Source organism: Devosia neptuniae (assembly GCF_025452235.1).
GTDB lineage: Bacteria > Pseudomonadota > Alphaproteobacteria > Rhizobiales > Devosiaceae > Devosia.
This window is the reverse complement of sequence record NZ_CP104965.1, coordinates 2,276,658-2,289,032: the sequence shown is the minus strand read 5'-3', so window position 1 is coordinate 2,289,032 and position 12,375 is coordinate 2,276,658. Positions and strand designations below refer to the sequence as shown.

The 12,375-nt window shown below is 61.3% G+C and carries 10 protein-coding genes; 5 read left to right on the top strand and 5 right to left on the bottom strand.

The window, feature by feature from the left end; translation table 11 throughout:
* Positions 1-3: 3 nt before the first annotated feature.
* From N8A98_RS13985 to chvE (N8A98_RS13965), 5 genes are all read right to left on the bottom strand, one after another.
* Positions 4-1,053 carry an MraY family glycosyltransferase gene (locus tag N8A98_RS13985; RefSeq protein WP_262166200.1) on the bottom strand — a complete coding sequence of 350 codons (1,050 nt, stop codon included), beginning with the start codon at positions 1,051-1,053 and terminating at the stop codon, positions 4-6.
* 139 nt (positions 1,054-1,192) lie between these two features.
* The gene (gene mmsB, locus N8A98_RS13980) at positions 1,193-2,473 is read right to left on the bottom strand and encodes a multiple monosaccharide ABC transporter permease (RefSeq protein ID WP_390888765.1); all 1,281 of its coding nucleotides are present in this window, start codon (positions 2,471-2,473) and stop codon (positions 1,193-1,195) included.
* Positions 2,470-4,002 (bottom strand): multiple monosaccharide ABC transporter ATP-binding protein, encoded by a 1,533-nt coding sequence (mmsA, locus tag N8A98_RS13975; protein WP_113121465.1) that lies wholly within the window; start codon positions 4,000-4,002, stop codon positions 2,470-2,472. Before mmsA ends, mmsB begins: the two co-directional genes overlap by 4 nt.
* Before the next feature lie 75 nt (positions 4,003-4,077).
* The gene (chvE, locus tag N8A98_RS13970; protein WP_262171993.1) at positions 4,078-5,142 is read right to left on the bottom strand and encodes a multiple monosaccharide ABC transporter substrate-binding protein; all 1,065 of its coding nucleotides are present in this window, start codon (positions 5,140-5,142) and stop codon (positions 4,078-4,080) included.
* Positions 5,143-5,463: 321 nt separating this feature from the next.
* The gene (gene chvE, locus N8A98_RS13965; protein ID WP_262171991.1) at positions 5,464-6,492 is read right to left on the bottom strand and encodes a multiple monosaccharide ABC transporter substrate-binding protein; all 1,029 of its coding nucleotides are present in this window, start codon (positions 6,490-6,492) and stop codon (positions 5,464-5,466) included.
* Between the two features lie 465 nt (positions 6,493-6,957).
* On the opposite strand from chvE (N8A98_RS13965), the gene N8A98_RS13960 reads away from it, so the two are divergent.
* From N8A98_RS13960 to N8A98_RS13940, 5 genes are all read left to right on the top strand, one after another.
* A complete protein-coding gene (locus N8A98_RS13960; RefSeq protein ID WP_262166196.1) occupies positions 6,958-7,719 on the top strand; it encodes a FadR/GntR family transcriptional regulator in 762 nt (253 codons plus the stop codon).
* A gap of 41 nt (positions 7,720-7,760) precedes the next feature.
* Positions 7,761-8,714, top strand: a complete 954-nt coding sequence (locus N8A98_RS13955) for a sugar-binding transcriptional regulator (protein ID WP_262166194.1) — start codon at positions 7,761-7,763, stop codon at positions 8,712-8,714.
* A 161-nt stretch (positions 8,715-8,875) separates the two neighbouring features.
* Entirely contained in the window at positions 8,876-10,186 is a 1,311-nt protein-coding gene (locus N8A98_RS13950) for an ABC transporter substrate-binding protein (protein WP_262166191.1), read from the top strand.
* A gap of 236 nt (positions 10,187-10,422) precedes the next feature.
* Positions 10,423-11,295: a carbohydrate ABC transporter permease gene (locus tag N8A98_RS13945; protein ID WP_262166189.1), complete on the top strand. Its 873-nt coding sequence runs from the start codon at positions 10,423-10,425 to the stop codon at positions 11,293-11,295.
* Between the two features lie 238 nt (positions 11,296-11,533).
* Positions 11,534-12,364 carry a carbohydrate ABC transporter permease gene (locus N8A98_RS13940; protein ID WP_262166187.1) on the top strand — a complete coding sequence of 277 codons (831 nt, stop codon included), beginning with the start codon at positions 11,534-11,536 and terminating at the stop codon, positions 12,362-12,364.
* Positions 12,365-12,375 lie beyond the last annotated feature (11 nt).

Genomic DNA, 12,375 nt, shown 5'->3' with positions numbered 1-12,375 from the left:
CGCCTATCGCACCTTGATCAGGAGGATCACCAGCAGCCAGATACTCGCCACGTGAATAAGCAAAAACCGCAACAGTACCTGCGCATTGGACCAGTGCAGGTTCTTGCGCACATGGTCATGAAACGGAAACCGGATCGACCCCAGAATCCGCCAGCCGAACAGCCGCATCAGCGCCACCTTGGCCAGCCCCGTAGCACCATTGAACAACAGCAGCGCGCCCACGAAAAACACCGTCGCCGGATTGCCGGTAACCACCACGCACATGCCGACAAATAGCCCGATCGGCCGCGATCCCGCATCGCCCATCAAAGCCGCGCTGGGCGGCGCATTGTGCCAGAGATAGCCCAATATGGCCCCGCAAAACACCGCCGCCGCCAGCGCCCAACTGACCGCATCGGGATTGTACGGGATCAGCAGGTATTTCGCATTGGTGACATCGCCAACCACGAAATAGAGCAGGAAACCCAGCACGCAGATGGTGAATGACGACAGCGTGCCGGACACCCCATCCACTCCGTCATTGCAGTTCACCGCATTGATGCACAGCCACACCACCGGGGTATAGAGCAGCACCCCGCTCCACCAGGGCAGCGTGAAATGCGCCGAGGTAAACGGCAGCCAGATCTCCGTATTGGCGCCGTTCATCAGCACCACGCAGACGAACAGCGCGATCGCCAGATCCGTCAGCCCCAGCGTCAATTCGCTCAACCCGCCCGGCTTGCTGTCATCCAGATACCCGACGCCCGAAGCGATCAACAGCGCCCCGAGGCAAAAATACAGCTTGGGATCAAACGGCAGGCAGATCAGCAGCACGCCCACCGTGATCAGCACGATAAAAATGCCCACCCCCACCGGCTTGCCGACGCTCTCCTCGGCATTGACCGCATGCGCCCGCCCCTTGTCCTTGGTCAGCACATGCCAGACCCGCGGCAGCATCAGCAGCGACAGCGTCGCCGATAGCAGCGCGCCCAATGCCGCCAGCACCGGATAGGAGGCCAGCAATCGCGCCGGGCCCCAGAACGGGGCGATGAACTCGGAGAGGTAAGTGAGCATGGTGAGCCGATCAGTGTTGCGCCGGCCCGCCTTGAGTCGGGACCGCGCGCCATGATCGCCGCTGCGTCCCGCCAGATCAACGCCGGCAACGAAAAGGCCGCCGGGTCACCCCGACGGCCTCGTCATTCAGCCTGAAAAATCAGGCCTTGTTCTTGTTGTAGAGATCGAAGAACACCGCCGCGAGCAGCACGATGCCCTTGATCATCTGCTGCCAATCGATGTTGACGCCCATGATCGACATGCCGTTGTTCATCACGCCCATGATGAAGGCGCCGATCACCGCGCCCGCCACGGCACCCACACCGCCCAGCGCCGAGGCGCCGCCGATGAAGACCGAGGCGATCACGTCCAGCTCCAGCCCCTGCCCGGCTTTGGGCGTGGCGGAGTTGAGGCGGGCCGCATAGATCATGCCGGCCAAGGCGGCCAGCGCGCCCATGATGGCGAACACATAGAAGGTCAGCCGTTCGGTCTTGATGCCCGACAGGGCCGCCGCCTTGAGGTTACCGCCCAGTGCATAGATGCGGCGACCAAAGGTCATGCGCTTGGTGATGAACACGAACAGCGCAATCAGCAGCGCCATCACCACCAGCACGTTCGGCAGGCCGCGATAGGAGGCCAGCATATAGCCGAAGAACAGCACTATGGCGGCGACGACCAGGTTCTTGGCGACGAACAGGCCGAAGGGCTCGCTTTCATAGCCGCGCGCCTTGCGGCGGGAGCGGCCGTGAATGGCGAACGCCACCATGGCGACCACGCCGACAATGGCGATGACCAGGCTCGTGGTGTGCAGCACGACCGGCTGCACGCCCTCGCTGGCGGCAACCAGCGTGGTCGGCCCGATCAGATCAGGGATGAACCCAGCCGACAGCAGCTGGAATTCGGCCGGGAACGGACCCACCGACTTGCCGGCCAGGATGGCCAGCGACAGGCCCTTGAAGATCAGCATGCCGGCCAGCGTCACGATGAAGCTGGGGATCTTGTGGTAGGCGATCAAATAGCCCTGCGCCGCCCCGATCACGGCGCCCACGACGATACAGATCGCGCCGGCAACGAAGGGATTGGCGAGAAATGCCAATTCAGGCGGGAAGCGCCAGCCCACCATCAGCATGGCGGCTAGCGCGCCGACAAAGCCCGAAACCGAGCCCACCGACAGATCGATATGGCCGGCCACGATGACCAGCAACATGCCCAGCGCCATCACGATGATATAGCTGTTCTGCAGGATGATATTTGTGAGGTTGACCGGCTTGAACAGCACGCCGCCAGTGAAATACTGGAAGAACAGCATGATCAGGATCAGCGCCAGCATAAGGCCGTAATCGCGCATATTGGCCTGCAGGGCGCCCCAGACGCTGAGCTCCTGAACCGTGACCTTTTCGCCGGTTGCGGTGACGCCCGACGGGGCAGTTTCTGTGGTCATGATGCCTTCCCTTCCGCGCGAACGATCGCGCGCATGATCTTTTCCTGGCTCGCCTCGGCAGTGGGCATTTCGCCCACCATGCGGCCTTCGTTCATTACATAAAGCCGGTCGGTAATGCCGAGCAGTTCGGGCATTTCCGAGGAGATGACCAGGATTGCCTTACCCTGCGCCGCCAGCTGGTTGATGATGGTGTAGATTTCGTATTTCGCGCCGACATCGATGCCGCGCGTCGGCTCGTCCAGGATCAGCACTTCGGGATTGGCGAACAGCCACTTGCTGAGCACCACCTTCTGCTGATTGCCACCCGACAGGTTACCCGTCACCTGATAGACGCTCGAGGAGCGGATATTGGTCTTCTTGCGGTAGTCATTGGCCGCGTCGAGTTCGGCCAGGTCGTCGATCACCCCAAAGCGCGACACGCCCCCGAGATTAGCCAGGGTCGTATTGTTCTTGATGTGGTCGATCAGGTTGAGGCCATAGGTCTTGCGGTCCTCGGTCGCGTAAGCGATGCCGTGAGAGACCGCCTTGCCGACGCTGGACGTGTCGATCTTCTTGCCATGCAGGAAGACTTCGCCGGAGATCTTCTGGCCATAGGATTTGCCAAACAGGCTCATGGCGAATTCGGTGCGGCCCGAGCCCATCAGCCCGGCAATACCCACCACTTCGCCCTTGCGCACGTTCAGGTCGATATTCTTGATCACCTGCCGGTCGCGATGCTGGGGGTGATAGACGCTCCAGTTCTTAACCTCGAACACCACTTCGCCAATCTGCGGCGTGCGGCTGGGATAGCGATCATCGAGCGAACGGCCCACCATCGAGGTGATGATCCGGTCTTCCGAGATCTGCTCCTTGTTCATGGTCTCGATGGTGCGCCCATCGCGGATCACGGTGATCCGGTCGGCGACCTTGCTGATTTCGTTGAGCTTGTGCGAGATCAGGATCGAGGTAATGCCCTGGCGGCGGAATTCGACCAGCAGGTCGAGCAAAGCCGCGCTGTCCTTTTCGGAGAGGCTCGCCGTGGGTTCGTCCAGGATCAGCAGCTTGACCTCTTTGGACAGCGCCTTGGCGATCTCCACCAATTGCTGCTTGCCCACGCCGATATTGGTCACCAGCGTATCGGGATCTTCCTTGAGCCCGACCATGGACAGCAGCTTGCGCGCGCCATCGCGGGTCTCGTCCCAGTCGATCACGCCACCCTTGGCCTGTTCATTGCCGAGGAAAATGTTTTCCGCAATCGACAGCAGCGGCACCAGCGCCAGCTCCTGGTGGATGATGACGATACCGACATGCTCGCTGTCGCGGATGGATTTGAAGTTCTGTTCCTGGCCCTTGTAGATGATCTGCCCGTCATAGCTGCCGGCCGGATAGACCCCGCTGAGCACCTTCATCAGGGTCGACTTGCCCGCGCCGTTCTCGCCCACGATGGCGTGGATCTCGGCTTCGCGGACATCGAGATTGACGTCCTGCAGCGCCTTGACGCCCGGGAACGTCTTGGTGATGCCGCGCATCTCTAGAATAGTATCGGTCATACTGCATTCACCGGCGGTAGGGTCGCTCGAAAGAGGCCCGCTTTATCTGCGGGCCCCCGGTTTGGTCAATCGTCTTTATTTCAGGTCTTCTTCCTTGATGTAGCCCGAGTCAACCACGAGTTCCTTGTAGTTGACCGCGTCCACTTCATAGGGCGTGAGAAGGATCGAGGGTACGACCTTGACACCATTGTTATACGTGGTCGTGTCGAGCCCTTCGGGCGTAGCGCCGCTCAGCACGGTATCGACCAGATCGCCGGTGACGCGGGCCAGTTCGCGCGTATCCTTATAAACGGTGGAATACTGCTCGCCGGCAATGATCGCCTTGATCGAGGGGATTTCAGCGTCCTGGCCCGAGATGATCGGATAGGCCAGATCGGCCGAGCCGTAACCAATGCCCTTGAGCGAGGAGATGATGCCACGTGCCACGCCATCATTAGGCGACAGCACGGCATCGACATGGCTGCCGTCCGAATAATAGGCCGAGAGCAGGTTATCCATGCGGGCCTGGGCAGTCGCCCCGTCCCAACGCAGCGTGCCAACCTTGTCCATGCCCTGCTGGCCGGACTTGACCACCAGCACACCGGAATCGATCAGCGGCTGCAGCACGCTCATGGCGCCGTCATAGAAGAAGAAGGCGTTGTTATCGTCAGGCGAACCGCCGAACAGCTCGATATTGAACGGGCCCTGCTTCTCCGGATAACCCAGGCCCTTGAGGATCGAATTGGCCTGCAGCACGCCAACCTTGAAGTTGTCGAACGTGGTGTAATAATCGACATTGGCGGTGTCGCGGATCAGGCGGTCATAAGCGATAACCTTGACGCCGGCAGCCGCAGCCTGCTCGAGCACGGCGCTCAGCGTGGTGCCGTCCAGCGCCGCAATCACCAGCGCCTTGGAGCCCTTGGTGACCATGTTTTCGATCTGGGCGAGCTGGTTCGGGATATCGTCGCCCGCATATTGCAGGTCGACGGTATAGCCCTTGGCTTCCAGTGCCGACTTGAGCTCGGCACCATCCGAATTCCAGCGCAGCGTGGTCTGCTCCGGCATGGAAATGCCGATCGTGCCCTTGTCCTGGGCGGCGACCAGGCCCGCCGAGCCCAGTACAAACGCGCCCGTCAAAGCGACGGCGGCGAACGATTTCAAAATGTTCATTCTTTTCTCCCTAACGATGTTGTGCAGTCTTGTTCAGGAACGCGCAAAAATAGGCTCGTCATTGCATTGTGACAGCGCAATGATCGAACCGATTACACGACACCAGATCCGGGTCTGCTTGACCTATCCAGTTGGCGGCTTTGCGCCTTGCCCCTCCCAAGCCAACAACTCGAGAATATGGCACACAATGAACCTTCGCAAGAATTTTGAGGTACGTGCATCGATTTGCTCATTATTTCGATGTGCCTCAATTTGTTAGATAAAACGAGGCCCCGCGTTGCCGCGGGGCCCTTTGTTCAGGCAGCAAGCTGCTTACTGCACGTCTTCCGGCTTCAGGTAACCCGAGTCGATCACCAGTTCCTGGTAGTTCGACTTGTCGACCTCATAGGGAGTCAGCAGGATCGAAGGAACGACCTTGACGCCATTGTTGTAGGTCGTGGTGTCCAGGCCCTCAGGCGTGCCACCGCTCAGCACGGTGTCGACCAGATCGCCAGTGACACGGGCCAGTTCGCGCGTGTCCTTGTAGACGGTCGAGTACTGCTCGCCGGCAATGATTGCCTTGACGGACGGAGCTTCGGCATCCTGGCCCGAAATAACAGGCCAAGGCTGGTCGGCAGAGCCGTAGCCAATGCCGCGCAGCGAGGAGATGATACCGCGGCTCAGACCGTCATAGGGGGACAGAACCGCGTCAACGCGCGAGCCGTCCGAGTAGTTGGCGGACAGGATATTGTCCATGCGGGCCTGGGCGACAGCACCGTCCCAACGCAGGGTACCGACAGTGTCCATGCCCTGCTGGCCGGACTTGACCACCAGCACACCGGAATCGATCAGCGGCTGGAACACGCTCATCGCGCCGTCATAGAAGAAGAAGGCGTTGTTATCGTCGGGCGAACCGCCGAACAGCTCGATATTGAACGGGCCCTGCTTTTCCGGATAACCCAGACCCTTGAGGATCGAGTTGGCCTGCAGCACGCCGACCTGGAAATTGTCGAACGTGGTGTAATAGTCGACATTGGCGGTGTCGCGGATCAGGCGGTCATAAGCGATGACCTTGATGCCGGCGTCAGCGGCCTGCTGCAGCACGGCGCTCAGCGTAGTGCCGTCGATCGAGGCAACCACCAGGGCCTTGACGCCCTTGGTGACCATGTTTTCGATCTGGGCGAGCTGGTTGGGGATATCGTCTTCCGCATATTGCAGGTCGACGGTGTAGCCCTTGCCTTCCAGCGCGGCCTTGAGTTCGTTGCCGTCCGAGATCCAGCGCAGCGACGACTGGGTCGGCATGGCGATGCCGATCTGGCCCTTGTCCTGGGCGAAGACCGCCGTCGAAGCAGTCAGCGCCATTGCGCCGACAGCCAGCACGGTGGCAAGCGTTTTGAAAACCTTCACGTCTCGACTCCCTTTTTGTATTTCGAGTTCATAAAGCTTTGGAATGGTCGTCAGGGGAGAGCCGGCTCGACATGCAGGGCGCAACCGCAGGAAATCGAGACCGATCCCGCGACGGGTAACAGCGGGCGAATACCCGCAGGCACGCCGTCATTCGTTGCTGCATGAAAATCCTCCACAAGGAACGGCGATTGCCGTTTGGGCCCTCCCAAGCCCACGCCCGGAAGCTAGAATAGTCAGATACCTTTTGTAAAGCGGCTTCCGTCGGAAGTGGCTAACAAGCCCGTGTCTTGCCCGACAATAGTCGCAGTTGCGGTGCATCGCTGCGCCCTATATCGTCTGTCTGCCTTCGGAGGACATCCGCATGAGGCGCCGTTCAAACGGCGCCGGCGAATGCAAAGGTATCAGATATCAGGAGGAAAAGTGGTCCATCACGAGGGGGATGCTCGCCCCGATCAATCGGCGGCAAGCGTGGTTGCGGACGACCTGGCTCAGATGATTCTGGGTGAATTGGTGCCGGGCACCAGCCTGCCCAGCGAAGCCGAATTGGCCAGCCGCTACGAGGTCAGCCGCCTGACGATTCGCGAGGCGGTGAAACTACTCGAGGGCCGCGGCCTGCTCGAACTGGCCCGTGGTCGCCGTGCCGTGGTGCGCGAACCCGATGGCGCCGCCTTTGCCGATTTCCTCACCTCGATCATCCGCTACGATCCCAAAGGGCTCTACGACCTGATCGAAGTGCGGCTTTCCCTCGAAGTCCAATCGGCGACCCTGGCCGCCAAGCGCTCCACCCGCGCCGGCCAGACCGCCATTGAAAGCGCCCTCGAAGGCATGCGCGAAACCCTCGCCACCGGCCTCGACACCCCCGAGCAGGAATTGGCCTTCCACACTTTCGATGTCGGCTTCCACGAAGCGGTGGCCCTGGCCAGCGGCAATCGCGTGCTCGGCTATCTCTTTGAAGCCATGGCCCAGCCACTGCGCGAAGGTTTTTTCATCAGCCGCCGCGGCCACGAACAGCGCGGCCATACCCTTGCCCACACCGTGGAAGCCCACCAGCGCATTCTCGACAATATCAGACAAGGCAATAGCCGCGCCGCCGCCGAAGCCATGCGCCTGCACCTCAAGGACACCGAGCGCGACATCCGCACCGCCCTCAGCCAATTGCGCCAGGGCTTGCCCAAGACGTAGCTGTGGCCGAATACTCCGCCCCATGACTTCGAGGAATCGGCATGGCCAACAAAACCGATAGCCCCAGCACGCGGCTCGATGATGCCGCGCGGGCCGGCTGGCTCTATTATGTCGCGGGCAATACCCAGGAAGAAATCGCCAGCAAGCTCGGCATTTCCCGCCAATCCGCCCAGCGCCTCGTCTCCCTCTCGGTCAGCGAAGGCCTGATCAAGGTCCGCCTCGATCACCCGATCGGCCGCTGCATGGACCTCGCCGCGCGCCTCAAATCCCGCTTCGCGCTCGATCTGGTGGAAGTCGTCCCCTCCGACCCCGCCAGCACCTCCACCACGATCGGCCTTGCCGAAGCCGCCGCCGCCGAGATCGAACGCTGGCTCAAGCGCCCCGACCCGATCATCATGGCCATCGGCACCGGCCGCACGCTCAAGGCCGCCATCGAGCAACTCATGCCCATGGAATGCCCGCACCACAAGGTTGTGGCGCTGACCGGCAGTATCGCCCCCGACGGCTCCGCCGCCTTCTACAACGTCATTTTCAACGTCGCCGACACGGTCAAGGCGCGCAGCTTTCCCATGCCCCTGCCCGTCATCGCCTCCTCGGCCCGCGAACGCGAAATGCTGCATTCCCAGCCCATGATCCGCGAAACCCTGGCCCTCGCCGCCCAGGCCGACGTGACCTTTGTCGGCGTCGGCGAAATTGGCCCCGACGCCCCGCTCTATCTCGATGGCTTCATCTCCGACGACGAACTCAAGGCCCTGCAAAAGGCCGGCGCCGTTGGCGAAATCTGCGGCTGGAGCTTCGACGCCGATGGCAAGCTCATCGAAGGCCTGACCAATGAGCGCGTCGCCTCCGCCTCGATTCCCTCGCGCGAAAACTCCCTGGTCATAGCAATTGCCATGGGCCGCAAGAAATTGCCCGGCATCCGCGCCACGCTGAGCCGGCGCCTGGTCAATGGCATCATCACCGACGAAGCCACCGCCGAAGGCCTGCTGGCTTAGCGCCAAGCCACTGATCCAAAACATCAATCCGGCTAAACAAGCCAATTCCTGCCGTACGTACGTCACGCGCCCAGCGCATGACACGCTTGACTCTGCTGCATGATATGCGAGTATTTGCCCATAACTGGAACAAATGCCCGTTCCGGTACGGGAGGAATTTGATGAAACTTACACCCCTTTTCGTGGGCGCCCTGACGCTCGCGCTGGCCACATCCGCATCCGCGCAAACCCTCACCATTGCCACTGTGAACAATGGCGACATGGTGCGCATGCAGGGCCTGTCGTCCGCCTTCACCACCGATACCGGCATCGAACTCAATTGGGTCGTGCTGGAAGAGAACACCCTGCGCCAGAACGTCACCACCGACATCGCCACCAATGGCGGCCAATATGACGTGATGACCATCGGCACCTATGAAGCCCCGATCTGGGCCAAGCAGGGCTGGCTCGTGCCGCTCGATGGCCTCAGCGCCGACGCCGCCTATGACGTCGATGATCTGCTGCCGCCCATCCGCGATGGCCTTTCCTATGAAGGCAAGCTCTATGCAGCCCCCTTCTATGGCGAAAGCTCCATGGTCATGTATCGCAAGGACCTGATGGAAAAGGCGGGCCTCACCATGCCCGACGCCCCCACCTGGGAATTCATCGGCCAGGCCGCTCGCGCCATGACCGACCGCGCCAATGACATCAACGGCATCTGCCTGCGCGGCAAGGCCGGCTGGGGCGAGAACATGGCTTTCCTCACCGCCATGTCCAATTCCTTCGGCGCCCGCTGGTTCGATGAAAACTGGGTCCCCCAGTTCAATACGCCCGAGTGGAAGTCCACCCTCGATACCTATCTCTCCCTGATGGCCGATGCCGGCCCCGCCGGCGCCTCCTCCAACGGCTTCAACGAAAACCTCACCCTGTTCCAGCAGGGCAAATGCGGCATGTGGATCGACGCCACCGTCGCCGCCTCCTTCGTGATCAATCCCGAGGATTCCACCGTTGCCGACCAGGTCGGCTTTGCCCTGGCGCCCGATAATGGCCTGGGCAAGCGCGGCAATTGGCTCTGGGCCTGGTCGCTGGCCATCCCCAAGAGCAGCCAGAATGCCGAGGCCGCCGAAAAATTCATCGATTGGGCGACCAACAAGGCCTATCTCGATACGGTGGCCGCACAGGACGGCTGGGCCAACGTGCCTCCGGGCACCCGCGCCTCGCTCTATGCCAATGCCGATTACCAGGCCGCGGCACCCTTCGCCAAGATGACGCTGGATTCCATCAATTCGGCCAATCCGAGCGAGCCGACCGTCAAGCCCGTGCCCTATACCGGCGTGCAATTCGTAGCCATTCCGGAATTCGCCGGTATCGCCACCAATGTCGGCCAGCTCTTCTCGGCCGCCCTCGCCGGCCAGATGTCCGCCGATGACGCCCTCGCCCAAGCCCAGGACGCCGCCACCCGCGACATGACCCGCGCCGGCTATATCAAGTAGGCTCTCCTCCCAAGCACGAGCCGCCCGGCCCACACTCCCCTGCAAGGGTCGGGCGGCTCAACTCTGTACTCGCAGAGAACGCAATAAACGGGCCCTTCGCCTCCCTCCCTCTGAGGGGAGGGAACGAGGGTGGGGGTCCATCGGTGGATCACCAAACCACCCCCACCCCGGCCCTCCCCTCAAGGGGGAGGGAGCGATAGAGCCGAACGACCTTCGCCGGTAATAGGACACAACCCATGGCCACCGCCCAAACCCGTACGCTCTCCCGCATCATGATGGCGCCCGCCGTCATCGTGCTGCTGATCTGGATGATCGTTCCGCTGGTGATGACCCTGTGGTTCTCCTTCCAGAATTATAGCCTGATCAACCCGATGATGACCGGCTTTGCCGGCTGGGCGAATTATATCTATGTCATCGGCGACCCCAGCTTCACCCAATCGCTGGTCAATACCCTGATCTTGGTCGGCGGCGTCCTCGCCATCACCGTCATTGGCGGCACCCTGCTGGCCCTCCTGCTCGATCAGCCGATCTGGGGCCAGGGCATTTTGCGTATTCTGGTCATCTCGCCCTTCTTCGTCATGCCGCCGGTCGCCGCGCTGATCTGGAAGAACGGCTTCATGCATCCCGGCTATGGCATGCTCGGCCATTTGTGGAAGGCCTTCGGCCTGCAACCGGTCGATTGGTTCAATCAATATCCGCTGTTTTCGGTGATCGTCATCGTGGCCTGGCAGTGGCTGCCCTTCGCGACCCTCATTCTGCTCACTGCCCTGCAATCCCTCTCCGAGGAACAGCGCGAAGCTGCCGAAATGGACGGCGCCAACGCGCTCAACCGCTTCTACTTCATCATCCTGCCGCACATAGCGCGCGCCATCACCATCGTCATCCTGATCCAGACCATCTTCCTGCTCGGCATTTTCGCTGAAATCCGCGTCACCACTGGCGGCGGCCCTGGCTACGCCTCCACCAACATCACCTTCCTGGTCTTCCGCACCGGCATCCTCAGCAACGACATCGGAGCCGGTTCAGCCGGAGGTGTCGTCGCCGTCATCATCGCCAACGTGGTCGCATTCTTTCTGATGCGGGCAGTAGGGAAGAACTTGGATGCGTAGCGCCATGACCCTCACTTTCAGTAGACCTCATGGTGAGCCTATCGAACCACGAGGTCGTGGCACCTCAATAGCCACAACCACGATGTCATCCCGGCGCAGGCCGGGATCCATGTCCGTGGTGATCCGCAGACATCCAGCGCCGGGATGGCCTTCAGCATGGATTCCGGCCTTCGCCGGAATGACCCGGTGGTTTGTTTTGATATCGATGACGTCCATCCCCCTTGGGAGGAACTAAATCATGGCCCGCAACGTCTCCACCCAGACCCGTATCGGCTTCACCGCCCTCGCCTGGATTGTCGCGCTCCTGCTGTTCTCGCCCATCCTGTGGACGATCCTCACCGCCTTCAAAACCGAGGCCGAAGCCATCGCGTCCCGGCCCACCTTCTTCCCCGAGACCTTCACGCTGGAAAACTTCTCGGCGGTGCAGGATCGCTCTGACTACGTCAAGCACGCCATCAATTCGATCCTGGTCTCGGTCGGCTCCACCCTATTGGGCCTCGCCATTGGCATCCCCGCCGCCTGGGCCATGGCCTTTGCGCCCACCAAGCGCACCAAGGACGTCTTGATGTGGATGCTCTCCACCAAGATGATGCCCGCCGTGGGCGTCTTGATCCCGATCTACCTGATCTTCCGCGACCTGCGCCTGCTCGATACCGTGCATGGCCTGACGCTGATCATGACGCTGATCAACCTGCCGATCATCATCTGGATGCTCTACACCTACTTCAAGGAAATCCCGGTCGATATCCTGGAAGCCGCCCGCATGGATGGCGCCGAGCTCTGGAACGAAATCGTCCACGTCCTCGTCCCCATGGCCGTGCCCGGCATCGCCTCGACGCTCCTCCTCAACGTCATCCTCGCCTGGAACGAAGCCTTCTGGACCATCACGCTGACTTCGGGCCGCGCCGGCACGCTCACCGCCTTCATCTCCTCCTTCTCGTCTCCGCAAGGCCTGTTCCTCGCCAAGCTCTCCGCCGCCTCGCTCCTCGCCATCGCCCCCATCCTGCTCATGGGCTGGTTCAGCCAAAAACAACTCGTCCGCGGCCTCACCTTCGGCGCAGTGAAATAAGGACTATTGAA